Here is a 23,334-nt window from a genome sequence, read left to right on the forward strand (position 1 = left end):
AACACCCGTCGTCGCCATGAAGCAGGTTCGCCTCCTCCCGTCAGCCACCGTCCGCGCCGCATGCGCGGTCGCGGTGGCGGCGCTCGCCGCCGGTTGCGCGCAGATTCCGCGCGATCCGATCATCCAGCAGCCGATGACGGCGCAGCCGCCGGCGCCGATGTCGATGCAGGCGCCCGGCTCGATCTACAACCCCGGCTACGCGGGGCGGCCGCTCTTCGAGGATCAGCGGCCGCGCAACGTCGGCGACATCCTGACGATCATGATCGCGGAGAACATCAACGCGACCAAGTCGTCGGGCGCGAACACGAACCGGCAGGGCAACACCGACTTCAACGTGCCAACGGCCGGCTTCCTCGGCGGGCTGTTCGCGAAGGCGAACCTGTCGGCCACCGGCAACAACAAGTTCGCGGCGACCGGCGGCGCGAGCGCGGCGAACACGTTCAACGGCACGATCACGGTGACCGTCACCGGCGTGCTGCCGAACGGCAACCTCGTGGTCAGCGGCGAGAAGCAGATGCTGATCAACCAGGGCAACGAATTCGTGCGCTTCTCGGGCGTCGTGAACCCGAACACGATCTCGGGCGCGAACTCCGTCTACTCGACGCAGGTCGCCGACGCGAAGATCGAATACTCGTCGAAGGGCTACATCAACGAAGCCGAGACGATGGGCTGGCTGCAGCGCTTCTTCCTCAACATCGCGCCGTGGTGATGACGATGCAGAAGACCCTGATCAACCGTATGTCGGCCCGCGCGCATGCCGCCGCGCGGCTCGCCGTCGCGTTCGTGGCCGTGGCCTGCGTGCTCGGCGCGGCGCCCGCGCATGCGGAACGCCTGAAGGACCTCGCGCAGATCCAGGGCGTGCGCGACAACCCGCTGATCGGCTATGGCCTCGTCGTCGGTCTCGACGGCACGGGCGACCAGACGATGCAGACGCCGTTCACGACGCAGACGCTCGCGAACATGCTCGCGAACCTCGGCATCTCGATCAACAACGGTTCGGCGAACGGCGGCCCGTCGTCGCTGAGCAACATGCAGCTGAAGAACGTCGCGGCCGTGATGGTGACCGCCACGCTGCCGCCGTTCGCGCGGCCGGGCGAGGCGCTCGACGTCACCGTGTCGTCGCTCGGCAACGCGAAGAGCCTGCGCGGCGGCACGCTGCTGCTGACGCCGCTGAAAGGCGCCGATGGCCAGGTCTACGCGCTCTCGCAAGGCAACATGGCGGTCGGCGGCGCTGGCGCCAGCGCGAACGGCAGCCGCGTGCAGGTGAACCAGCTCGCGGCCGGCCGGATCGTCGGCGGCGCGATCGTCGAACGCGCGGTGCCGAACGCGATCGCGCAGATGAACGGCGTGCTGCAGCTGCAACTGAACGACATGGACTACGGCACCGCGCAGCGGATCGTGTCCGCGGTCAATTCGAGCTTCGGCCCGGGCACCGCGACGGCGCTCGACGGCCGCACGATCCAGCTCGCCGCGCCGGCTGACTCGGCGCAGCAGGTCGCGTTCATGGCGCGGCTGCAGAACCTCGATGTCAGCCCGGACAAGGCCGCCGCGAAGGTGATCCTGAACGCGCGCACCGGCTCGATCGTGATGAACCAGATGGTCACGCTGCAGAGCTGCGCGGTCGCGCACGGCAACCTGTCGGTCGTCGTCAACACGCAGCCGGTCGTGTCGCAGCCGGGGCCGTTCTCGAACGGGCAGACGGTGGTGGCGCAGCAGTCGCAGATCCAGCTGAAGCAGGACAACGGCGCGCTGAAGATGGTGACGGCCGGCGCGAATCTCGCCGACGTCGTGAAGGCGCTGAACACGCTCGGCGCGACGCCCGCGGACCTGATGTCGATCCTGCAGGCGATGAAGGCCGCCGGCGCGCTGCGCGCCGACCTGGAGATCATCTAAATGGCAGCCTCTCTCCCGAACGCGAACGACCTCACGCAGCGCTTTGCGCTCGACGTGCAGGGTTTCGACGCGCTGCGCGCGCAGGCGAAGCAGTCGCCGCAGGCCGGCGCGAAGGCGGTCGCCGGCCAGTTCGACGCGATGTTCACGCAGATGATGCTCAAGAGCATGCGCGACGCGTCGCCCGACGGCGGGCTGTTCGATTCGCATACGTCGAAGCTGTACACGTCGATGCTCGACCAGCAGCTCGCCCAGCAGATGTCGACGCGCGGGATCGGCGTCGCCGACGCGCTGATGAAGCAGCTGCTGCGCAACGCGGGGCCGGGCGCGGGCAGCGACACGGCGGCCGACGTCGGCGCGGGCGGGATGGGTGCGGCCGGCCTCGGCGCGTCCGGCAACGAAGGCGGCCTCGCCGCGATGAACGCGATGGCGAAGGCCTATGCGAACGCGGCGAACAATGGCGGGCTCGCCGGCACGCGCGGCTACTCGGCCGGCAGCGCGCTGACGCCGCCGCTGAAGGGCGCGAGCGGCGTGCAGGACGCCGACGCGTTCGTCGACCGGCTGGCCGCCCCCGCGCAAGCCGCGAGCGCGACCACCGGCATCCCGGCGCGCTTCATCGTCGGCCAGGCGGCGCTCGAATCGGGCTGGGGCAAGCGCGAGATCCGCGCAACCGACGGCTCGACGAGCTACAACGTGTTCGGCATCAAGGCGACCAAGGGCTGGACCGGCCGCACGGTGTCGGCGCTGACGACGGAATACGTGAACGGCACGCCGCGCCGCGTGGTCGCGAAATTCCGCGCGTATGATTCGTACGAGCACGCGATGACCGATTACGCGAACCTGCTGAAGAACAATCCGCGCTACGCGGGCGTGCTGAGCGCGAGCCGTAGCGTCGAAGGCTTCGCGCACGGGATGCAGAAGGCCGGCTACGCGACCGACCCGAACTACGCGAAGAAGCTGATTTCGATCATGCAGCAGATCGGCTGACGCACAAGTCGGCGATCGCCCGTTGCCCCCTCTGGACCGCGCCCGGCAGCCCGCCGCGCGCGGTTTCAACGTTTGCGCGAAAAAAATCCGCAATTCGATCTAAACTTTCGGTCAGCACTGCCGCTAAGTGTGAGAGACCTGCGACCGGGCCCCCGTTCTGGCCCGGTTTTATTGCGCACCGGTTGCCCGGGCGCCCATGACAAGAAAGACCGGCTAGCCATGAATATCGAAACGTCGACGGACCCCAGCCTGGATGCAGGCCACTCCGGGCCCGACTATGCCCGCCGCAATCCGCTGGAAATCGGCGTGCAGCTGCGCAACCTCGTCAATCGCGGCGATTTCCTGACCGTCCAGTATCCGGGCGGCCAGCTTGTCACGCGCCTGCTCGAGGTGGATGTCGGCGCGCGGACGTTTACGTTCGACTGGGGTGCGCTGTCGGAGCAGAACGCCGGCATCCTCGGCGCGTCGCACTGCACGTTCGCGGCCGCGCCGGAGGGCGTGCGCGTCGAATTCTCCACGGGTACGCCGCGCGAGACGCGCTACGAGGGGCTGCCCGCGTTCGTCGCCGATTTCCCCGACGTGCTGATGTGCATCCAGCGCCGCGAATATTTCCGCGTCGACGCGCCGATCGTCGATCCGTTCCTGTGCCGCGGCAAGCTGCCGGACGGCGAGAGTTTCCTGTTCGAGGTGCATAACCTGTCGCTCGGCGGCGTGGGGCTGCGCACGTCCGACGAACGCGTCGAGGCGCTCGAGGTCGGCACGCAGCTGCCCGACGTCGAGCTCGAGCTGACCGGCCACGGCAAGCTGTCGCTCGACCTGCAGCTCGTGTCGCAGCGTTCGACGCAGATGCCGAACGGGTCGCGGCGCTACCAGCTCGGCTTTCGCTACCTGTCGCTGCCGGGCAGCGCGGAGAACACGCTGCAGCGGCTGATTACGCAGCTCGAGATGAAGCGCCGCTCGCTCGCGCGAGCCTGACGCGCAAGCGGCGGCCGGCCCCGCCCGGGGCTGCCCGCGCGGCGTTGGCGGCAGCGCCGGCCGGACGTTGCGAGCGGCGACGCGCGCTCGTGCGTCGCGCGCGCATTTTTTCCTCAATTTTTTCGATCCGCGGCCGTTATACCGGGAGTCACGCAACCCGGCGGCCGCAGCGCGGCCGGCTCATCAGGATCGCGCATGTCCAACACACTCATGAACCTCGGCGTCAGCGGCCTGAATGCCGCACTCTGGGGCCTCACGACGACCGGCCAGAACATCAGCAACGCGGCGACGCCGGGCTACTCGGTCGAACGCCCCGTCTATGCCGAGGCGAGCGGCCAGTACACGAGCAGCGGCTACCTGCCGCAGGGCGTAAACACCGCCACCGTGCAGCGCCAGTACAGCCAGTACCTGAGCGACCAGCTGAACGGCGCGCAGACGCAGGGCGGTGCGCTGTCGACGTGGTATTCGCTCGTCACGCAGCTGAACAACTACGTCGGCAGCCCGACGGCCGGCATCTCGACCGCGATCACGAGCTACTTCACCGGGCTGCAGAACGTCGCGAACACCGCGTCCGACTCGTCGGTGCGGCAGACCGCGATGAGCAATGCGCAGACGCTCGCGAACCAGATCACGGCGGCAGGCCAGCAGTACGACGCGCTGCGCCAGAGCGTGAACACGCAGCTGACGAGCACCGTGACGCAGATCAACGCGTACACCACGCAGATCGCGCAACTGAACCAGCAGATCTCGGCCGCGAGCAGCCAGGGCCAGCCGCCGAACCAGCTGATGGACCAGCGCGACCTCGCGGTATCGAACCTGTCGAACCTCGCGGGCGTGCAGGTCGCGCGCAACAGCGACGGCTACAGCGTGTTTCTCGCGGGCGGCACGCCGCTCGTCGTCGCGGACAAGAGCTACCAGCTCGCGACCGTCACGTCGCCGTCCGATCCGAGCGAGCTGACCGTCGTGTCGCAGGGCATCGCCGGCGCGAACCCGCAGGGCCCGAACCAGTACCTGTCCGACGCTTCGCTGTCGGGCGGCACGCTCGGCGGCCTGCTCTCGTTCCGCAGCCAGACGCTCGACCCGGCCGAAGCCCAGCTTGGCGCGATCGCAACCAGCTTCGCCGCGCAGGTCAACGCGCAGAACGCGCTCGGCGTCGACCTGTCGGGCAATGTGGGCGGCAACCTGTTCACGACCGGCACGCCGATCACGTACGCGAACCAGGGCAATACCGGCAACGCGGCGCTGTCCGTGTCGTTCGCGAACGCGTCGCAGCCGACCACGAGCGACTACACGCTGTCGTACGACGGCAAGAACTACACGCTGACCGATCGCGCGAGCGGCACGGTGGTCGACCAGAAGCAGGGGCCGATGCCGGTGTCGCTCGGCGGGCTGAATTTCTCGACCGCGGCCGGCACGCAGATGCAGCCGGGCGACAAGTTCACCGTGCAGCCGACGCGCGGCGCGCTGAACGGCTTCGGCCTCGCGACGTCGAACGGCTCCGCGATCGCGGCGGCGGCGCCGTTCGTGCCGGCGGCCGCCACGACGAACACGGGCACCGGCACGATCGGTGCGCTGTCGGTTACGAGCGCGACTGCCGCGGCCAACCCGCACAACTACACGATCACGATGGGCGGCACGACCGCCAGCCCGACCTACACGGTCACCGACAACTCCGTCACGCCGCCGAGCACGGGCACGCCGCAGGCGTACCAGGCCGGCTCGCCGATCACGCTGACGGCCGGCGTCACGGTGGCGGTGTCGGGCACGCCCTCGGCCGGCGACACGTTCACGGTCGCGCCGAACTCGGGCGGCACGAACGACGGCAGCAACGCGCTCGCGCTGTCGAAGCTCGTCAACGCGAAATCGTTCGGCAACGGCACGACCACGCTGACGGGCGCGTACGCGAACTACGTGAACGGCATCGGCAACACGACGAGCCAGCTAAAGTCGTCGAGCGCCGCGCAGACCGCGCTGGTCGGCCAGATCACGTCCGCGCAGCAGTCGGTGTCGGGCGTGAACCAGAACGAGGAAGCGGCCAACCTGATGCAGTACCAGCAGCTTTACCAGGCGAACGCGAAGGTGATCCAGACGGCGGCGACGCTGTTCCAGACCGTGCTCGGCCTGTTCAACTGATTTCGGGGATCGAAGCGATGCGGATTTCCACCACCCAGTTCTACCAGATGAACGTCGCGCAGATGAGCGACCAGCAGGCGCAGCTGTCGCAGCTCTACCAGCAGATCTCGAGCGGCGTGAGCCTGTCGACGCCGGCCGACAACCCGCTGGGCGCCGCGCAGGCGGTGCAGCTGTCGATGACGTCGGCGACGCTGTCGCAGTATTCGTCGAACCAGAACGTCGCGCTGTCGTCGCTGCAGAAGGAAGACCAGACGCTCTTCAGCGTCAACGACCTGCTGAACACCATTCACTCGGTCGTGATACACGCCGGCGACGGCTCGCTGGCCGACAGCGACCGGGCGGCGCTGTCGACCCAGTTGCAGGGCTATCGCGACCAGTTGCTGACGCTCGCGAACTCGACGGACGGCGCGGGCAACTACCTGTTCGCGGGCTTCCAGTCGACCACGGCGCCGTTCGCGAACGCGCCGGGCGGCGGCGTGACCTACAGCGGCGACACGGGTTCGCGGCAGGTGCAGATCGCCGACACGCGCGCGATCTCGCAGGGCGACAGCGGTTCCAGCGTGTTCCTGTCGGTGCCGATGCTCGGCAGCCAGCCGGTGCCGCTCGCCGGTGCGAACAATACGGGCACGGGTACGATCGGCGCGGTGTCGATCACGAGCCCGTCGGCCGTGACCAACACGCACCAGTTCACGATCACGTTTGGCGGCACGGCCGCCGCGCCGACCTATACGGTCACCGACAACTCCGTCGTGCCGCCGACCCCGGGCGCCGCGCAGCCGTATTCGGCCGATTCGGCCATCCCGCTCGGCAACGGCCTGTCGGTGCCCGTGTCGGGCACGCCTGCGCCGGGCGACACGTTCACGGTCACGCCCGCGCCGCAGGCCGGCACCGACGTGTTCGCGGCGCTCGACTCGATGATCACCGCGCTGAAGACGCCGGTCAGCAGCAACACGGCTGCCGCGACCGCACTCGCGAACACGATGACCACCGGCACGACCAAGCTGAACAACATGATGACGAACGTCCTCACCGTGCAGGCGTCGGTCGGCGGCCGCGAGCAGGAAATCAAGGCGATGCAGGCGGTGAACCAGACCAACACGCTGCAGATCACCAGCAACCTGTCCGACCTGACGAGCACCAACATGGTGTCGACGATCAGCCAGTTCCTGCAGATGCAGAACGCGCTGACGGGCTCGCAGAAGGCCTACGCGCAGTTGCAGAACCTGTCGCTGTTCCAGTACATCAATCCCTGATGCACGACGCGCCGGCCGCGATGTGAGCGCACGCTTGCGTCGCGTGCCGGCGTGGACCGCCGCCCGCGCACCTTCACGCGCGGACGGGCGCTCCACCGGGCCGCACGTTCGTGCCCCGTTTCGCACGCACGGCCAGCCGTGCCTTGCGCTCGCCGGCCTGCGCATCAGTGCGCTTGCCAGCCCCATTTCCGCTCCGTAAACTCGCGCCAGATTCCAGACCGGCGCATCCTCCGCAGCCGGCGACCGACCGACAGGAGCTCCTTTTCCCCATGTCCGATTCCTACTTCCCGCGCTGGCGGGTGCAATCGACCGGCGCGGCATCGCGCGTGGTCGGCCCCGACGAGCGCCTCGCGTGGCCGCAGATGATCGCGATGGGCGTGCAGCACGTCGTCGCGATGTTCGGCTCGACGGTGCTCGCGCCGCTGCTGATGGGCTTCGACCCGAACCTGTGCATCTTCATGTCGGGCATCGGCACGCTGCTGTTCTTCGTGCTGGTGGGCGGCCGCGTGCCGAGCTACCTCGGCTCGAGCTTCGCGTTCATCGGCCTGGTGATCGCGGTGACGGGCTACGGCGGCAGCGGCCCGAACCCGAACATCCCGGTCGCGCTCGGTGGGATCATCGCGTGCGGCGTCGTGTACATGGCGCTCGGCGCGCTGGTGCAGGCGATCGGCACGCGCTGGATCGAGGCGCTGATGCCGCCCGTCGTCACCGGCGCGGTGGTCGCGGTGATCGGGCTGAACCTCGCGCCGATCGCGGTCAAGGGCGTCTCGGCGTCGACCTTCGACTCGGTGATGGCGCTCGTCACGGTGCTGTCCGTCGGCGGCGTCGCGGTGTTCGCGCGCGGGATGATGCAGCGCCTGCTGATCCTCGTCGGGCTCGTGATCGCGTACGCGATCTACGCGGTCGCGACCAACGGGATGGGCCTCGGCAAGCCGATCGATTTCTCGATCGTCGCGCATGCCGCATGGTTCGGCGTGCCGAGCTTCCGGGCGCCGGTGTTCGATCCGCACGCGATGCTGATGCTCGCGCCGATCGCGGTGATCCTGGTCGCGGAAAACCTCGGCCACATCAAGGCCGTCAGCGCGATGACGGGCACCAACCTCGATCGCTACGTGGGCCGCGCGTTCATCGGCGACGGCCTCGCGACGATCGTGTCGGGCAGCGTCGGCGGCACGGGCGTGACGACTTACGCGGAGAACATCGGCGTGATGGCCGTCACGCGGATCTACTCGACGCTCGTGTTCGCGGTGGCCGCGGTGATCGCCATCGGGCTCGGTTTCTCGCCGAAGTTCGGCGCGGTGATCCAGACGATTCCGGGCCCGGTGCTCGGCGGCGTGTCGATCGTCGTGTTCGGGCTGATCGCGGTGACGGGCGCGCGGATCTGGGTCGTCAACAAGGTCGACTTCTCCGACAACCGCAACCTGATCGTCGCGGCCGTCACGCTGGTGCTCGGCGCCGGCGACTTCTCGCTGAAGATCGGCGGCTTCGGGCTCGGCGGGATCGGCACCGCGACGTTCGGCGCGATCATCCTGTACGCGATCCTGCGCAAGGAAAAGGAACCGGGCCCGGTGGTCTGAGGTTTCGGCGGGCGGCGTCCTGCCGCCCGCATCATCGTCTGCGTCGAACGTCGCTGCGCTACGCGCCGACGTTCGACTGCGTCTGCAGCCACGCGCAGAACTGCGCGACCAGCGGATCGTCCGCCGGCGCGCGCGGCGCGATCCACCAGTAGCTGCGCGTCGCGATGCGCGGCCCCTCCAGCGGCATCACCAGCCGGCCGCTCGCCAGTTCGTCGTCGATCAGCGGCAGCGGGCCGAGCGCGACGCCGAGCCCGTCGACGGCTGCCTGCAGCGCCAGGTAGAAGTGGTCGAACGACTGTCGCTTGCGCCCCTTCATCGCCACGCCGGCCGCCGCGAACCAGTCGCGCCAGCCCTCCGGCCGCGTATCCGAATGCAGCAGCACGTGGCGCGCGAGATCGTCCGCGCGGGCGATCGGCGCGCGCCTGAGCAGCGCGGGGCTGCAGACCGGAATCACGCTTTCGTCGAGGAAGTGGCCGCTCGTGCAGTTCGGCCAGTGGCCGGGGCCACGGCGGATCGCGACGTCGAAACCGTCGAGCGTGTCGAGTGGCGCGTTCGACGTCGACAGCTTCAGCTCCACGTTCGGCACGTCGCGCTGGAACCGCGACAGGCGCGGCAGCAGCCATTTCATCGCGAAGGTCGGCAGCGCGTTGATGCGCAGCACGCGCGCGGCGCCCGTGTTGCGCAACTGCTCGGTCGCGAGCGCGATGCTGTCGAACGCGGCGCGCACGGTGTCCAGGTAGCGGCGGCCCTCGTCGGTGAGCTTCACGCGCTTGCCGTAGCGGTGGAACACCGGCTTGCCGAGCCACGCCTCGAACCCGGCGATCTGCCGGCTGATGGCACCGTGAGTCACATGCAGCTCGTCGCCGGCGGCGCTGAAGCTTTCGTGTCGTGCCGCGGCTTCAAAGGCCCGAAGCGCGGAAAAGGGTGGGAGATCGCGTGCCATGCTTGTGATTCTAGATCACAAGGACGCTCCGATAAAATCGTTTTGCCGGCATCTGGAACGGCGGTAACCTCGGTTCACCATTTCGTGAGGAGCCCCATGCAATCCGCTTTTCCGCCTGCTTCCCCGCCGCCGGCCTCCCCGCCACCTGCCGCGCGCCGCGTCGGCCTCGCCGAGCTGTTCACCGGCTTCCTGTCGCTTGGCCTCATGTCGTTCGGCGGCGCGCTGCCGTTCGCGCGCCGCACCATCGTCGACGAGCGCAAATGGCTCTCCGCCGACGAATTCACCGATCTGCTCGGGCTGTGCCAGTTCCTGCCGGGCGGCAACGTGATCAACCTGTCGGTGGCCGTCGGCATGCGCTTTCGCGGCGTCGCCGGCGCGTTCGCCGGCATTCTCGGGCTGATTGCGGGCCCGACGCTCGTCGTCGTCGCGCTCGGCGTGCTGTACGCGAAGACGCAGAACGATCCGCGCGTGCAGCACCTGTTCGCGGGGCTCGCCGCGGCGGCGGCCGGGCTGCTCGTCGCGATGGCCGTGAAGGTCGCGAAGCCGCTGCGGCATGCCCGCGCGGCAGCCGGCATCGCGGCGCTCGCGTTCGTCGCGATCGCGGTGCTGCGCATCCCGCTGCTGACCGCGATGCTCGTGCTGACGCCGGTCAGCATCTGGCTCGCGTCGCGGCGCCGCGACGCGGATACGCCGCAGCCGGCCCCGGCCGCGGCGCGCGACACGCAGCGAGGGGGCCGGCCATGAACGACACGCTGATCGCCATCGCGACGATCTTCAGCCAGTTGTCGCTGCTCGCGTTCGGCGGCGGCAACACGATCCTGCCGGAGATGCAGCGGGAGGTCGTCGATGTCCATCACTGGATGAGCGCGCACGAGTTCACCGCGCTGTTCGCGCTGGCCCAGGCGGCGCCCGGGCCGAACATGATGATCGTGTCGCTGGTCGGCTGGCACGTGGCCGGCTGGAGCGGGTTGCTGGTCGCGTCGCTCGCGAAGTTCGGGCCGTCGTCGATCGTCACCGTGCTCGCGCTGCATGCGTGGGAGCGCTTTCGCGACCGGCCGTGGCGCCGCTACGTGCAGCAGGGGATGATGCCCGTCACGGCCGGGCTGGTCGCGGCGAGCGCGGTGCTGATCTCCGAGGCGTCGAACCGCACGGCGATCCAGTGGGGCATCACGGCCGCGTGTGCGGTGCTCGCGTGGCGCACGCGCATCCATCCGCTGTGGCTGCTCGCGGGCGGCGCGCTGATCGGGCTCACGGGCATCGGGCAGTGAGCGGTCCTTCCCGCAGCCGGCCGTTGCCGACCGCCACTGCGGGCTACTGCGACGCCGGCAGGTCGCCGTTCACGATCCCGAGCAGCCGTCCCCGCTCGCTGCCGACGTCGTCCGTCGCAGCGGGCCAGTCGACCACGTAACCGGCCTCGAGCGCATCGCGCATGATCGTGCCGTAGTCGGCCTTCGCGATCTTGCCGCCGCGCAACGTGTCGGCCACCTCGTGTTTCAGCTTCGGCGTGAACGACGGATAGGCGGCCACCAGCGCCGCGTACTGGCGCGCATCGATCTCGCCCGATTCACGGTTGAACGCCCAGACGGCCACCAGCACGATCGCGGCGAACGGGATCACGGTGAAGCGCAGGAAGAACTTCGCGAGGGTCATTCGAAGACTCGGTGAGGAGGCGCGGGGCCGCCGCCGGGGGCAACCGGCTTCAGGCCGCCCGGTATACTCGGCCGGCGCCGCGGCGGCGAAACCTGCGCGATGGACACGTTCCGGCGCGGCGACGCGCGGCGGGAATCCGCACCCCGACGGCGAGCATTATATTGGCGCGCGGCACGCGGCGATGCCCGGCCGCGCAGCGCCGGCGGCGTTCGCGCCAGCCGGCAGGACTGAATTTCGCGCCGCCCGCCGCGCGCGGCCGGGCGGCGCGCACCACGGGAGGCTCGATGGATCTCGACGGCGCCAGCCGCAATCTCACTGTCGCCGCGTTGCTGACGCTGTCCGGCGGTTACCTCGACGCGTACACGTATGTCGGCCACGGCCACGTGTTCGCGAACACGATGACCGGCAACGTCGCGCTGCTCGGCATCAACCTGTCGGCCGGCGAATGGGCCGCCGCGCTGCATCACGTGCCGCCGCTCGGCGGCTTCGTGGTCGCGGTGTTCGTCGCGCACCTGCTCGGCCTCGCCGCGCAGCGCGGCTGGATGCGGCACACGGCGTTCACGAGCCTGCTCGTCGAGATCGCCTTTCTCGGCGTCGCCGCGAGCGGCCTCGTCGGCGCGTCGAGTGCCTGGCTGATTCCGGGGATTTCGTTCGTCGCGACGCTGCAGACACTGTCGTTCACCCATCTCGAGGAACTGTCGTATACGTCGGTGATGACGACCGGCAACCTGCGGCGCGCCGCGCAGAAGCTGTTCGTCGGGCTGATCCCGCGCTACGACGCGGGCGCGCTGCACGACTCGGCGCTGCTCGCGACGATCAGCTTCTGCTTCCTGGCCGGCGCGGTGGTCGGCGGCCTCGTTACGCGGCTCATGCCGGACGTCGCGTTGTGGGGCGCCGTGCTGCTGCTCGTCGGCGCGTTCGCGGAAATCGTGCGGCGTGCGTGGCGTCGCCGCGCGACGCCCGGCGAGCCGCCGGTCGCGGCGTAACGGGGCATCCCGCCGGTGCGCCCGGCGGCTGCGTGTTCCCCTGCGCCCGCCGCCGGGTGAGTCTTACAGACCCGACGTACCGTAAGCCGCGTGGCCGAACGCTGCTGCGCGGCACCTGACGCCCGCCGGGCAAGCCTCGCACGCGCGGCGTTGTGCGCGGGCGACAGTTCCGCCGTTACCGCGCATTTCAATTTCTTTCAGCGATGGCACTCGTCATATGATTCAGCCCACATCGCGCGCGCCAAGAACGTGAGCGATCGCCACCCGGCTGCGCACGCGGCCGGCCATGAATGGAGACACCTACAAATAGGAAAGCTCATGAAGCAGACCACCCGACTCGCAGCCATCGCAGGGGGCGCCGCGCTCGCATTCGCCAGCCAGTACGCGGCCGCACAAAGCTCGGTCACGCTCTGGGGCGTCGCCGACGCCAGCATCCGCTACCTGACCAACGCCAACGCCAAGAACGACGGCCTGCTGTCGATGGCCAACGGCGCGATCACGAACAGCCGCTTCGGCATCTACGGCACGGAAGATCTCGGCGGCGGCCTGAAGGCCGTGTTCAACCTCGAGAGCGGCGTGAACCTGCAGAACGGCGGATTCGCCGACAGCGGCCGCCTGTTCAACCGCGCTGCGTACGTCGGCCTGCAGAGCCCGTACGGCACGGTGACCCTCGGCCGCCAGAAGACGCCGCTGTTCGACCTGCTGTCGGACACCTACGATCCGCTGACGGTCGGTAACTACCTCGAAAACGCGTGGCTGCCGGTCGCACTCGGCGGCGGCCTGTATGCGGACAACCAGATCAAGTACACGGGCAAGTTCGAAGGCCTGACCGCGAAGGCGATGTACTCGACCGGCACCAACTACGAATCGACCGGCGCCGGCGGCTTCTCGGGCCAGATCCCGGGTTCGCTCGGCAAGGGCAATGCGTGGGGCGTGTCGCTGTCGTACGTGATGGGCCCGCTCAGCATCGCGGCCGGCGCGCAGCAGAACAGCGACAACTCGGCGCGCAAGCAGACGATCTACCACGCGAACGTCGTGTATGCGTTCAGCAAGGCGAAGATCTACGCGGGCTACCTGCGCTCGAAGGACGACACGGGCTTCGTCGACAGCCTGCTCGCGCAGCAGTCGATTCCGGTCGCGAAGGGCACCGGCCGGATCGACGACGGTCCGTTCGCCGGCGTGAGCTGGCAGGTCAGCGCGCCGCTGACGCTGACGGGCGCGTTCTACTACGACCATATGCGTAACGCGATGACCACCAACGGCACGCTCGCGAGCGGCAACCGTTACGCGGTCGTCGGCATCGCCGAGTACGCGCTCAGCAAGCGCACGGAAGTCTACGGCACCGTCGACTTCAACAAGACGACCGGCGCGGCGAACGTCGAGCTGCCGGGTCGCAGCAACCAGACCGGCATCGCGATCGGCCTGCGCAATATCTTCTGACGAACGTCGGAACGCACGCGCCGGCACTCGTCCGGCACGCATCGAAGGGGCGCCGCCAGGCGCCTCTTTTTTTTCGTCACGCGACCTTCATACGCGCGCACGACTATTCGGCGAATGCTTCATCACGAGACCCCTGCGCCGTAAGGGTTCCGTCGGCAATCCAGAACATACTTTTACAGTACGCGCGCAGGCTTTCCGCTACGCTGCGTGCATCGCCCGTTGCGTGCCGTGAGGCGCGCGCGTGCGTCGTTCCGGTCGCGCTCGGCGAGTGCGGCCGGCCAGGTGCGTAACTTGTGTATCCGGTGATGACAATCGCGGTCCGCCGGTTTTTTTCGTGGGACGATGCGCTCACGATTTTCTTGAAAGGGGATGACGATGGGTATCCTGAACACCGTGGGTGAAATCGCTGGCGCAGTCGCAGCTGTCGAAGGCGCGGAAAAGCTGGATCCGGATGCGGGCCTGCTGACCAAGGCGGCGGCAGCCGTCGCCGGCTTCAAGGGTGCGGAAGCGATCGAAGGCATGCTCGAGAAGAAGGAAGAGCAGCCGCAGCAGGCGGACGACACGCAGGCGACGGACGGCAGCGACACGTCGCAGGCCTGAGCATGGCGGCTGGTCCGGCCGCGGGCGCGCCCTTCGCGCGCCCGGGCGGACCGGTGCCGCGCAGCCGGCAGTCGGGCATGCGGTCGATCGGTGACGCATGGCACACCCGGCAGCTGGTTTGATCGGCGAGAGGCCACGTCTCTCGCCGTTTTTTATTGGGCGCGCCCCCGGCTGCACCGTGCGCCGCAAGAATGCCGGAATCTTGCTATCGTGCCTTCATCCGAACTGCGATGAGGGAATGCGATGGAATTCGACTACGACCTGTTCGTCATCGGCGCCGGCTCGGGCGGCGTGCGGCTCGCGCGCATGTCCGCGTCATACGGCGCGCGTGTCGGCATAGCGGAAGAGGAGCAGATCGGCGGCACCTGCGTGCTGCGCGGCTGCATCCCGAAGAAGCTGCTCGTCTACGCATCGCACTACCCGCACGAAGTCGAGGACGCGAAGGGCTTCGGCTGGACCTTTGGCGCCGGCACGCTCGACTGGCCCGCGCTGATCGCCGCGAAGGATCGCGAGATCAACCGGCTCAGCGACATCTACATCAACCTGCTGCGGCAATCGGGCGTCGAGATGCACGCCGGGCGCGCGACGCTCGTCGATGCGCATACGGTCGCGATCGGCGAACGCACGATCCGCGCGCGCCACATCGCGATCGCGACCGGCTCGCGCCCGTCGCACCCGGCGCGGCCCGGCATCGAGCACGCGATCACGTCGCGCGAGGCGCTGTCGCTCGCCGCGCTGCCCAAACGCATCGCGGTGGTCGGCGGCGGCTATATCGCGGTCGAGTTCGCGGGCATCTTCAACGGCTTAGGCTGCCACGTCGACCTGTTCTATCGCGGCGAGAAGATCCTGCGCGGCTTCGACGACGACGTGCGCCAGTTCCTGACCGACGAGATGACGAAGCAGGGCGTCGCGATCCACGCGCGCTCGGTGGTCGAGTCGATCGAGCGCGCGGACGACGGCACGCTGAGCGTGCGCGTCGGCGATGCGCGGCACGGGCCGTACGACCAAGTGCTCTACGCGACCGGCCGCGTGCCGAACGTCGACGGGCTCGGGCTCGAGCAGGCGGGCGTGGCGCTCGATGCGCGCGGCGCGATTGCCGTCGATGCGTATTCGGCGACGTCGGTGCCGTCGATCCATGCGATCGGCGACGTCACGTCGCGGCCGCAGCTCACGCCGGTGGCAACGCGCGATGGCGGGCTGCTCGCCCGCACGCTGTTCGGCGGGTCGCGCGTCGCGGCCGATCACGAATGGGTGCCGTCGGCGGTGTTCAGCCAGCCCGAAGTCGCGACGGTCGGCCTCACCGAAGCGACCGCGCGCGACCTGTACGACGGCGACGTCGATATCTACCGCACGTCGTTCAAGGCGCTGCGCCATACGCTGTCGGGCCGCGACGAACGCACGCTGATGAAGCTCGTCGTCGCGCGCGACAGCCAGCGCGTGGTCGGCGCGCACATGGTCGGCCGCGATGCGGGCGAGATCATCCAGGGGATCGCGATCGCGATTCGCGCGGGCGCGACGAAGGCGCAGTTCGACGACACGATCGGCATTCATCCGACCGCGGCCGAGGAGTTCGTGACGATGCGGCAGAAGGTGGCTGATTAGCGGGAGCGGGCACGCGCGTGCCTGCGCGCGCGTGCGTCGAATGTGCGCAGGATTGCCGGATCGGGAATGGGCCGGCGAGCGATTTGTCGGCCTAGCAAAGCGCAATTATTTCCGATGATTGTTTTCAATATATTGGCAATGCGGGGAAGCGCCGAAAGCGATATATCTCAATATTGTCGGGCCAGCGATCGATGCGCCGCCGCAAAAACAGATAATCAAGGCACTCGGTTCAGATGCTGGAGAATCATTGCCCGGAAAGGGTTTGGGGCGAATTCGACGGCGCCGTTCATATCAGCAAGAAAATCGTCAATTTTTATCAAGACACCTCGTCTCGATAAACAGGCTTGATATGATCGCGAAAAATCATATTCGGGGCCGATCATGCGCGATCAACAGCGCAGTTACCAGAATCAACAAGTAACGCACGCACGCGAGCCCGTCGCGTATCGCGTTGCCCATCCGCATCGTCTTCGTGTTGCAACACGTCCGTTGCACGCACCCGTCCATCACCTGCCGCGATCGCCAGCCTGGCGATGAATGCGTACGCGTGCATCGCACCGATGCGCGCACGCATGTTCGTACCGTAGCCGATTCGACTGCCGGTTCGTCCGCGAGCCGGCGTGCCCGCACAGGGCCATCTTTCCATGCAAGGAGACCAGCAGTGAACATTCAGACACGACGTACCGTCCTCGTGGCGGCCGCGGTCGTCGCAGCGCTGTCAGGCTGCGCGACCGAATCGTCGCGCACGCTCGACGTGCCGGCCGTCAGCAGTGCGCAGAAGCCGTATGCGGGCAAACCCGTCGCGATCGCGGTCGGCAAGTTCGACAACCGCTCGAGCTACATGCGCGGCATCTTCTCGGACGGCATCGACCGCCTCGGCGGGCAGGCGAAGACGATCCTCGTCACGCGCCTTCAACAGAGCCGCCGCTTCAACGTGCTCGATCGCGAGAACCTCGACGAGATCAAGCAGGAAGCGGGCTTCATGAAGAAGGCGCAGGCCGTGAAGGGCGCGAACTACGTGGTGACGGGCGACGTGACCGAGTTCGGCCGCAAGGACGTCGGCGATCACCAGCTGTTCGGCATTCTCGGCCGCGGCAAGACGCAAGTCGCGTACGCGAAGGTCAACCTGAACATCGTCGACACGACGACGTCGGAAGTTGTCGCATCGAGCCAGGGCGCGGGCGAGTTCAGCCTGTCGAACCGCGAGGTGATCGGCTTCGGCGGCACGGCCGGCTACGACTCGACGCTGAACGGCAAGGTGCTCGATCTCGCGATCCAGGAAGCCGTGAACCATCTCACCGAGCAGGTTGACGCCGGCGCACTGAAGACTGCGCCGTAAACGCCGCGCGCGCCGGGGCCGGCGCCGCAGGCGATCGAATCACCACGACATCAAAAGAGAAGAGACCATGAAACGGGGTAACTGGCTGCCGGCGACGGCCGCCGCATTGCTGCTCGCGGGCTGCGCGAGCTCGACGCCGCCGCTGTATCAGTGGACGGGCTATCAGCCGCAGGTGTACGAGTACTTCAAGGGGCAGAAGTCGCCGCAGGAGCAGATCGACGCGCTCGAAAAGGCGCTGCAGGAGATCCGCGGGAAGGGCCATACGCCGCCGCCGGGCTTCCATGCGCATCTGGGGATGCTGTACGCGAGCGTCGGCAGCGAACAGCAGGCTGAACAGGAATTGCAGGCCGAGAAGCAGCTGTTCCCGGAATCCTCGACCTACATGGATTTCCTGCTGAAGAAGAAAACCGGCGCGCCGAAAGCCGCGGATCCGAAGGCCGCCGTGCAGAAGGGTGCCGGCCAGACGATCGCCGGCCAGAAAAATGCCGACCCGACCACCGCCAAACAGTGACGCGCCCGCCATGTTCAAGTCTCTCTCATTCAAGCTGATGTCCGTGCTGTCGCTCGTCGCGCTGCTGAGCGCGTGCGCGCAGCCGGTGAAACGCCCCGACTACACGGCATTCAAGAAGAGCCAGCCGCGCTCGATCCTCGTGCTGCCGCCGGTCAACGAAACCTCCGAGGTCGGCGCGACCTACGGGATGCTGTCGCAGATGACGCTGCCGCTCGCCGAGTCCGGCTATTACGTGGTGCCGGTCGCGGTGATGGACGAGACCTTCAAGCAGAACGGCCTGACCAACGCGGCCGAGATCCAGGAGACGCCGCCCGCGAAGCTGCGCGAGATCTTCGGCGCGGACGCCGCGCTGTACACGAAGGTGTCGCAGTACGGCACCGTGTACCGGATCATCGCGAGCGCGACGGTCGTATCCGCGTCGACCAAGCTCGTCGACCTGCGCACCGGCGACGTGCTGTGGCAGGGCCACGCCAGCGCGGCGAGCGACGAAGGCGGCAACAGCGGCGGCGGCGGCCTGATCGGCATGCTCGTGGTGGCGGCGGTCAAGCAGATCGCGAACACGCTGATGGACCAGAGCCACGACGTCGCCGCGTTCACGAGCGGGCGGCTGCTGACGGCAGGGCCGCCGACCGGCCTGCTGTACGGCCCGCACTCGCCGAAGTACGGCACCGACTGACGGGCGACGCATGACGGACGCCGCTGCGCGCCGTTGAAGCAAAAAAGGCCGCGCGGGGATGCGCGGCCTTTTGCGTGGGTGGCGGGCCGGAAAAGCGGCGCGTACGCCGCCGCTCAATGCACGCCGAACGCGTCGAGCAGCCGGTACCAGCTCATCGCGAGCACCAGCGCCGGCGTGCGCAATGCCTCGCCGCCCGGGAAGTCGCGATGGCGGATCTTGTCGAACAGGTCGAAGCGGCTCGCCTGTCCGTCGATCGCCTCGGCGATCAGCTTGCCCGCGAGCGCGGTGGTGTTCACGCCGTGCCCCGAGAACCCCTGCGCGAAATACATCGTCGGCGCGATGCGGCCGAAGTGCGGCGCACGGTTCATCGTGATGTCGACGAAGCCGCCCCACGCGTAGTCGACCTTCACGTCCGCGAGCTGCGGGAACGTCTTCAGCATGTCCGCGCGCATCGCCGCCGCGAGATCGCGCGGCTCCCGCGTCGAATAGCTGACCTTGCCGCCCCACACGAGCCGCGTGTCGGGCGCCGGCCGGAAATAGTCGAGCACGAAGCGGCTGTCGCAGATCGCCGCGCGCGCGGGCATCAGCGCGGCGGCGCGCGCGTTGCCGAGCGGCTCGGTCGCGATCACGTAGGTGCCGACCGGCATGATCTTCTTCGACAGCGCGGGCGCGAGCGTGCCGACGAAGGTATTGCACGCGAGCACGACGAAGCGCGCCCGCACATTGCCGCCGCTCGTCTCGACGACATGTCCGCCCGCGACGTCGCGCACGCGCGTCACGCAGCTGTCCTCGTGGATCCGCACGCCCGCGTCGGTCGCCGCGCGGGCGAGGCCGAGCGTGTAGTTGAGCGGATGGAGGTGGCCGCTGTCGGGGTCGTACAGCCCGCCGCAATAGCGGGCCGACTGCACGTAGTCGCCGAGTTCGTCGGCTTCGACGAAGTGGAAGCGGTCGTAGCCGAAGCGCTTCGCGGCCTCGTCGCGCCAGCGTTTCAGCGCATCGGCGTCGCGCTCGGTGTTCGCGGCGGTCAGGTAGCCGGGCACCAGCGCGCAATCGATGTCGTGCTTTGCGATGCGCGACTTCACGAGCGCCAGCGTTTCGAGCCCCATGTCCCAGATGCGCTTCACGTCGCCTTCCGGCATGAATTGCCCGAACGTGTCGATGTCGCACGCAAACCCGCCGATCAGCTGGCCGCCGTTGCGGCCGCTTGCCGCCCATCCGACCCGCGACGCTTCGAGCACGGTCACCGAATGGCCGCGCTCGGCGAGGTTGAGCGCGGCGGACAGGCCCGTGAGGCCCGCGCCGATCACGCACACGTCGGCATCGATCGTGCCGGCGAGCGGCGCGTGGCGGGTCGAATCGTTGGCGGTCGCCGCGTAGTAGGACGCGACGTGCGGCTGGTTGGCGAATGTCTGCATGGTCAGGAGAACGGAAAAGTTGGGCTCAGAACAGCTCGCGCACGCGGTGGTACAGCATTCCGAGTTCGAGCGCGGGTTGCCGCCATGCGTCGCCACCGGGGAAGCGCCGGTGACGCATGCGCGCGAACAGGTCGAACGCGCGCGAGTCGCCCGCGATCGCGCCGGCCACCGCGCGCCCGGCGATGCCGGTGAGCGCGACGCCATGACCGCTGAAGCCCTGGACGTAGAAGAAGTTCGGGTCGAGCGCGCCGAAATCCGGCGCGCGGTTGCGCGTGACGTCGACGAAGCCGCCCCACGCGTGGTCGACGCGCACGTCGCCGAGCTGCGGGAACACGCCGACCATGCGGCGCCGGATCGTTTCGGCGAGCGTGGCGGGCGACGCGCCGGCCGAATTCGCGCGGCCGCCGAACAGCATCCGGTGGTCGGCCGACAGCCGGAAGTAGTCGAGGAAGAAGTTGTTGTCGCACACGGCTTCGCGTTGCGCGATCAGCGCGTCGGCGCGAGCCTGGCCGAGCGGCTCGGTTGCGATGATGTAAGACGCGATCGGCGCGATGCGGGCGGCCGTCGCGGCCGGCAGCACGCCGCCGGGGCCCGCGTTGCAGCACGACACGACGAAGCGGCAGCGCACGTCGCCCGACGGCGTGCGCACGACGGGCCGCGCACCGCGCACGACGTCGAGCGCGGGCGTCTGCGCGTACAGCGCGACGCCCTCGCGCCGCGCGGCATCGGCGAGGCCGAGGCAGTACTTGAGCGGATGCAGGTGGCCCGACAGCGGATCGTGCACGCCGGCCAGATAGCGTGTCGACGCGATGCGCGTGCGGATGTCGGTGGTCTCGAGCCACGCGAGCGACGGATGGCCCCAGCGTGACGTCGCGGCGTCCATCCACGCGTGCAGGTCGTCGATGCGGCGCGGCTTCGTCGCGACGGTCAGGTAGCCGCGCGTGAAATCGCAGTCGATCCCGTAGCGCGCGATCCGCTCGGCGATCAGTGCGACGCCGTCGAGCGACAGCGACCACGCGGCGCGCGCGCCGTCGGCGCCGAGTTGCCGCTCGATCTCCTCGTCCTTCGCGAAGCCGGTGATCGCCTGGCCGCCGTTGCGGCCCGACGCGCCCCAGCCGGGCCGGTGGGCGTCGATCACCGCGACGGACAGCCCGCGTGCGCGGCAGTCGAGCGCCGTCGACAGGCCGGCGAAGCCGGCGCCGATCACGCAGACGTCGACGTCGATCGTCCCGTCGAGCGCGGGGTCGTCCACGGCGGGGCGCACGGCCGTCGCTTCGTAGTACGAGTCGCGCGCGAGCGCATCGGCGCGGCGGGTGAAAGACTGCGTCATGAATCGGACTCCCTCGTTGCAGCCGGTGGCGGTGCATCGCGCACCGTCATCCGGCCGGTAAAACGGCGCGGGACGCCGTGCGCGCGGCACGGCGTCCCGCGCGCCCCGCGTCAGAACGAATAGATGAACTGCGTGGCGAGCAGGTCGTTGGACTTGCCGTACGACCCGTCGTTGCGCAGGAACACCTTGTTGTTCGCCCAGTCGTGCCGGTATTCGACCTTCACGGTGATCTGCTGGGTCGGATAGAACAGCAGGTCGAGCGCGACATCCTGGCGTACCGCCCCCTTGCACTCGAAGCCCAGGCCGCCGCCGGCCTTCGACTGCGCGAGGCAGTCCGCGTCGACGCCGAAGCCGTTGCTCGGATCCATCCCGTTACCGTTCAGCGCGATGCCGCCACCGCCGCCGCCGTTCTTCGAGTTGGCGAGCAGGTCATAGCGCAGCGTCACGCCCATGCGGCCGACCACCGGCGCATTGAACTTGCGGTGCGCGAGCAGCGACAGGCCGTACCACTGCGCGAGCCCGCCGTTGAACGCCGCATGTTGCTGACGACCGTAGTCGACTTCCGCGTTGTACTGAATATCGGCGAGCGTGTAAGTCGCGTCGAGTTCGCCGAAGAAGAACGAACCGTATGCGCTCGGTGCCGCGCCGCCCGGGCCGTAGTGGACGACGCCGTTCGCATCGATCGCGCTCGCGAGCGTCTGGCGGCCGATGTTGAACGAACCGCCGAGATCGAGCGCGCTCGACCACGTGTAGTCCGCGCGCGCGGTGAAGGTCGGCACCTTGTTGCTGGTGGTGATCGGATCGCCGAGCGCGTTGGTGCCCGTCGTCGTGACCGAACCGTACGTGCGGTACTGCTCGTTGCCGAGGAAGAACTTCCACGCCCAGTTGCCCTTCGTGTAGTTCGCGCCGATACCGACGTAGCTGCCCGGATCCGAGAAATCGTACAGCAGGTTGTGCGTGAGCGTGAGCATCTGGTTCGACTGCTGCACCTCGTAGCCGCCGAAGCTCGGGATCAGGCCGGCGACCAGCGTCGTCTCGGCGGTGATCGGCACGTTGACGACCGCCGTGTTCAGCAGGTTGTCGGTGATCGAGCCGCGCGAGTTCTGCAGCAGCGTGATGCCGTTGCCGCGGTTCGGCATCAGCGTGATTTCCGCCGACGGCGCCATCGGGCCGACGCCGAAGGTCTTCTTGATGTCCAGGTAGAGATCGCCGAACGTGCTGTTGAAGTAGTTGTACGCGTTCTCGTGGTTCGCGAACAGGAACGACGACGTGCCGGGCGCGCGGTTGTAGATGTAGGTCGGATCGATGTAGCCGGTGACCGACAGGCCGGCGAGCGGGCCCGTGTTGGCCGCATCGGTCAGCGAGTCGACCTTCAGCTGCTGGTTCGCGATCTGCTGCTTCATTTCGCCGACCTCGTCGTTGGTCAGCGTGGCCTGTGCCTTGCCATAGTCCGGCGAGCTCGGATCGACGGCCACCGCGACCGGCGCGGCGCCGGCCTGGACCTTCGTGCCGGCCTGGGCGGTGGCGGTGCCGCCCTTCGCCGACAGTTGCGCCTGCATCGCCTTCATCTGTTTCTGCAGCGCCGTGACCTGCGCCTGCAGCGCCTTGATCTCGGCGGATGTCGAGTCGGCCAGCGCGATGCCCGGCAACGCGCCGGCCACCAGCAGGCAGATCAGTTTCTTCTTCATTGCGGATTCTCCTTGTCGTGCGCCTGTCAAATCGGGATCGAATCGCGCGCCCCCCCGGGGCAGCGCGTCTTGCTTGTCTGCCGTGCTTGTTATCTTCGAGGCGGGCGGCGGGGCGTCACGCCACCGCGAACGCCGCCTTCATGTCGGCCACGCGGCGCCGCTCACGCGCGATCATCATCCGGTTCACGACGATCACGCCGATCGTCACCGCCGTGATGAACAGCGTCGCCAGTGCGTTCATCTCCGGGTTCAGCCCCAGCCGCACGCGCGAGAACACCACCAGCGGCAGCGTCGTCGAGCCCGGCCCGGACAGGAACGCCGACAGCACCAGATCGTCGA

The 23,334-nt window shown here is 68.4% G+C and carries 21 protein-coding genes and 1 pseudogene; 16 read left to right on the forward strand and 6 right to left on the reverse strand.

The features are described 5' to 3' along the window. Positions 1-16: 16 nt before the first annotated feature. The 7 genes from flgH (at position 17) to LGN19_RS36665 (ending at position 8,815) form a co-directional block, all read left to right on the forward strand. Positions 17-709 carry a flagellar basal body L-ring protein FlgH gene (gene flgH / locus LGN19_RS36635; RefSeq protein WP_122946455.1) on the forward strand — a complete coding sequence of 231 codons (693 nt, stop codon included), beginning with the start codon at positions 17-19 and terminating at the stop codon, positions 707-709. A gap of 5 nt (positions 710-714) precedes the next feature. Next, positions 715-1,893, forward strand: coding sequence for a flagellar basal body P-ring protein FlgI (locus tag LGN19_RS36640; RefSeq protein WP_226219937.1), 1,179 nt, complete (start codon positions 715-717; stop codon positions 1,891-1,893). Further along, positions 1,894-2,877: a flagellar assembly peptidoglycan hydrolase FlgJ gene (gene flgJ / locus LGN19_RS36645; RefSeq protein ID WP_226219938.1), complete on the forward strand. Its 984-nt coding sequence runs from the start codon at positions 1,894-1,896 to the stop codon at positions 2,875-2,877. It begins immediately after the preceding gene. Positions 2,878-3,096: 219 nt separating this feature from the next. After that, positions 3,097-3,852, forward strand: coding sequence for a flagellar brake protein (locus tag LGN19_RS36650; protein WP_175017366.1), 756 nt, complete (start codon positions 3,097-3,099; stop codon positions 3,850-3,852). Positions 3,853-4,047: 195 nt separating this feature from the next. Beyond that, positions 4,048-5,985: a flagellar hook-associated protein FlgK gene (gene flgK / locus LGN19_RS36655; RefSeq protein WP_226219939.1), complete on the forward strand. Its 1,938-nt coding sequence runs from the start codon at positions 4,048-4,050 to the stop codon at positions 5,983-5,985. A 17-nt stretch (positions 5,986-6,002) separates the two neighbouring features. Beyond that, complete coding sequence (gene flgL, locus LGN19_RS36660; RefSeq protein ID WP_122946451.1) at positions 6,003-7,238, forward strand: flagellar hook-associated protein FlgL; 1,236 nt, start codon at positions 6,003-6,005, stop codon at positions 7,236-7,238. A 269-nt stretch (positions 7,239-7,507) separates the two neighbouring features. Next, complete coding sequence (locus LGN19_RS36665; RefSeq protein WP_175222437.1) at positions 7,508-8,815, forward strand: solute carrier family 23 protein; 1,308 nt, start codon at positions 7,508-7,510, stop codon at positions 8,813-8,815. Positions 8,816-8,873: 58 nt separating this feature from the next. Here LGN19_RS36665 and LGN19_RS36670 read toward each other — a convergent pair whose 3' ends face one another. Next, the gene (locus LGN19_RS36670) at positions 8,874-9,758 is read right to left on the reverse strand and encodes a transcriptional regulator GcvA (protein WP_174963238.1); all 885 of its coding nucleotides are present in this window, start codon (positions 9,756-9,758) and stop codon (positions 8,874-8,876) included. A gap of 96 nt (positions 9,759-9,854) precedes the next feature. Between LGN19_RS36670 and LGN19_RS36675 the strand changes: the two genes are divergently transcribed. After that, complete coding sequence (locus LGN19_RS36675; RefSeq protein WP_226219940.1) at positions 9,855-10,502, forward strand: chromate transporter; 648 nt, start codon at positions 9,855-9,857, stop codon at positions 10,500-10,502. Further along, on the forward strand, positions 10,499-11,026 hold the full coding sequence (locus LGN19_RS36680; protein WP_122946447.1) for a chromate transporter: 528 nt from the start codon (positions 10,499-10,501) through the stop codon (positions 11,024-11,026). Before LGN19_RS36675 ends, LGN19_RS36680 begins: the two co-directional genes overlap by 4 nt. Positions 11,027-11,069: 43 nt before the next feature. On the opposite strand, the gene LGN19_RS36685 is transcribed toward LGN19_RS36680, so the two are convergent. Next, a complete protein-coding gene (locus LGN19_RS36685) occupies positions 11,070-11,408 on the reverse strand; it encodes a hypothetical protein (RefSeq protein ID WP_226219941.1) in 339 nt (112 codons plus the stop codon). A 284-nt stretch (positions 11,409-11,692) separates the two neighbouring features. On the opposite strand from LGN19_RS36685, the gene LGN19_RS36690 reads away from it, so the two are divergent. From LGN19_RS36690 to LGN19_RS36720, 7 genes are all read left to right on the forward strand, one after another. Continuing rightward, entirely contained in the window at positions 11,693-12,394 is a 702-nt protein-coding gene (locus LGN19_RS36690; protein ID WP_226219942.1) for a YoaK family protein, read from the forward strand. A 318-nt stretch (positions 12,395-12,712) separates the two neighbouring features. Beyond that, entirely contained in the window at positions 12,713-13,834 is a 1,122-nt protein-coding gene (locus LGN19_RS36695) for a porin (RefSeq protein ID WP_122946445.1), read from the forward strand. 375 nt (positions 13,835-14,209) lie between these two features. Next, positions 14,210-14,434 carry a hypothetical protein gene (locus LGN19_RS36700; protein ID WP_043185162.1) on the forward strand — a complete coding sequence of 75 codons (225 nt, stop codon included), beginning with the start codon at positions 14,210-14,212 and terminating at the stop codon, positions 14,432-14,434. A 243-nt stretch (positions 14,435-14,677) separates the two neighbouring features. Next, complete coding sequence (gene gor, locus LGN19_RS36705) at positions 14,678-16,036, forward strand: glutathione-disulfide reductase (protein WP_174963243.1); 1,359 nt, start codon at positions 14,678-14,680, stop codon at positions 16,034-16,036. 667 nt (positions 16,037-16,703) lie between these two features. Continuing rightward, complete coding sequence (locus LGN19_RS36710; RefSeq protein ID WP_205819808.1) at positions 16,704-17,375, forward strand: CsgG/HfaB family protein; 672 nt, start codon at positions 16,704-16,706, stop codon at positions 17,373-17,375. A gap of 67 nt (positions 17,376-17,442) precedes the next feature. Further along, complete coding sequence (locus LGN19_RS36715) at positions 17,443-17,886, forward strand: DUF4810 domain-containing protein (RefSeq protein WP_174963245.1); 444 nt, start codon at positions 17,443-17,445, stop codon at positions 17,884-17,886. A 10-nt stretch (positions 17,887-17,896) separates the two neighbouring features. Then, positions 17,897-18,562 carry a DUF799 domain-containing protein gene (locus LGN19_RS36720; RefSeq protein ID WP_174963246.1) on the forward strand — a complete coding sequence of 222 codons (666 nt, stop codon included), beginning with the start codon at positions 17,897-17,899 and terminating at the stop codon, positions 18,560-18,562. Between the two features lie 113 nt (positions 18,563-18,675). Here LGN19_RS36720 and LGN19_RS36725 read toward each other — a convergent pair whose 3' ends face one another. From LGN19_RS36725 to LGN19_RS36740, 4 genes and pseudogenes are all read right to left on the reverse strand, one after another. Further along, positions 18,676-19,977, reverse strand: coding sequence for an NAD(P)/FAD-dependent oxidoreductase (locus LGN19_RS36725; RefSeq protein WP_226219943.1), 1,302 nt, complete (start codon positions 19,975-19,977; stop codon positions 18,676-18,678). 25 nt (positions 19,978-20,002) lie between these two features. Beyond that, positions 20,003-21,307 carry an NAD(P)/FAD-dependent oxidoreductase gene (locus LGN19_RS36730; protein ID WP_226219944.1) on the reverse strand — a complete coding sequence of 435 codons (1,305 nt, stop codon included), beginning with the start codon at positions 21,305-21,307 and terminating at the stop codon, positions 20,003-20,005. Between the two features lie 110 nt (positions 21,308-21,417). Continuing rightward, positions 21,418-22,995 (reverse strand): DUF3138 family protein, encoded by a 1,578-nt coding sequence (locus LGN19_RS36735; RefSeq protein ID WP_122946441.1) that lies wholly within the window; start codon positions 22,993-22,995, stop codon positions 21,418-21,420. Positions 22,996-23,110: 115 nt separating this feature from the next. Continuing rightward, a pseudogene (locus LGN19_RS36740) lies at positions 23,111-23,334 on the reverse strand (putrescine ABC transporter permease PotI); the annotation flags it as partial.

Origin of the sequence: Burkholderia sp. AU30198, assembly GCF_020419825.1 — a bacterium.
GTDB lineage: Bacteria > Pseudomonadota > Gammaproteobacteria > Burkholderiales > Burkholderiaceae > Burkholderia.

Bases quoted from the DNA above. Each gene is read 5' to 3' on its own strand.
- LGN19_RS36730 (WP_226219944.1), bottom strand. From the start codon at position 21,307: ATGACGCAGTCTTTCACCCGCCGCGCCGATGCGCTCGCGCGCGACTCG.
- gor (WP_174963243.1), top strand. From the start codon at position 14,678: ATGGAATTCGACTACGACCTGTTCGTCATCGGCGCCGGCTCGGGCGGC.
- LGN19_RS36720 (WP_174963246.1), top strand. From the start codon at position 17,897: ATGTTCAAGTCTCTCTCATTCAAGCTGATGTCCGTGCTGTCGCTCGTC.
- LGN19_RS36725 (WP_226219943.1), bottom strand. From the start codon at position 19,977: ATGCAGACATTCGCCAACCAGCCGCACGTCGCGTCCTACTACGCGGCG.
- LGN19_RS36735 (WP_122946441.1), bottom strand. From the start codon at position 22,995: ATGAAGAAGAAACTGATCTGCCTGCTGGTGGCCGGCGCGTTGCCGGGC.
- flgL (WP_122946451.1), top strand. From the start codon at position 6,003: ATGCGGATTTCCACCACCCAGTTCTACCAGATGAACGTCGCGCAGATG.
- flgH (WP_122946455.1), top strand. From the start codon at position 17: ATGAAGCAGGTTCGCCTCCTCCCGTCAGCCACCGTCCGCGCCGCATGC.
- LGN19_RS36715 (WP_174963245.1), top strand. From the start codon at position 17,443: ATGAAACGGGGTAACTGGCTGCCGGCGACGGCCGCCGCATTGCTGCTC.
- LGN19_RS36665 (WP_175222437.1), top strand. From the start codon at position 7,508: ATGTCCGATTCCTACTTCCCGCGCTGGCGGGTGCAATCGACCGGCGCG.
- LGN19_RS36700 (WP_043185162.1), top strand. From the start codon at position 14,210: ATGGGTATCCTGAACACCGTGGGTGAAATCGCTGGCGCAGTCGCAGCT.
- LGN19_RS36685 (WP_226219941.1), bottom strand. From the start codon at position 11,408: ATGACCCTCGCGAAGTTCTTCCTGCGCTTCACCGTGATCCCGTTCGCC.
- LGN19_RS36695 (WP_122946445.1), top strand. From the start codon at position 12,713: ATGAAGCAGACCACCCGACTCGCAGCCATCGCAGGGGGCGCCGCGCTC.
- LGN19_RS36680 (WP_122946447.1), top strand. From the start codon at position 10,499: ATGAACGACACGCTGATCGCCATCGCGACGATCTTCAGCCAGTTGTCG.
- LGN19_RS36670 (WP_174963238.1), bottom strand. From the start codon at position 9,758: ATGGCACGCGATCTCCCACCCTTTTCCGCGCTTCGGGCCTTTGAAGCC.
- LGN19_RS36675 (WP_226219940.1), top strand. From the start codon at position 9,855: ATGCAATCCGCTTTTCCGCCTGCTTCCCCGCCGCCGGCCTCCCCGCCA.
- LGN19_RS36690 (WP_226219942.1), top strand. From the start codon at position 11,693: ATGGATCTCGACGGCGCCAGCCGCAATCTCACTGTCGCCGCGTTGCTG.
- flgK (WP_226219939.1), top strand. From the start codon at position 4,048: ATGTCCAACACACTCATGAACCTCGGCGTCAGCGGCCTGAATGCCGCA.
- LGN19_RS36640 (WP_226219937.1), top strand. From the start codon at position 715: ATGCAGAAGACCCTGATCAACCGTATGTCGGCCCGCGCGCATGCCGCC.
- LGN19_RS36650 (WP_175017366.1), top strand. From the start codon at position 3,097: ATGAATATCGAAACGTCGACGGACCCCAGCCTGGATGCAGGCCACTCC.
- flgJ (WP_226219938.1), top strand. From the start codon at position 1,894: ATGGCAGCCTCTCTCCCGAACGCGAACGACCTCACGCAGCGCTTTGCG.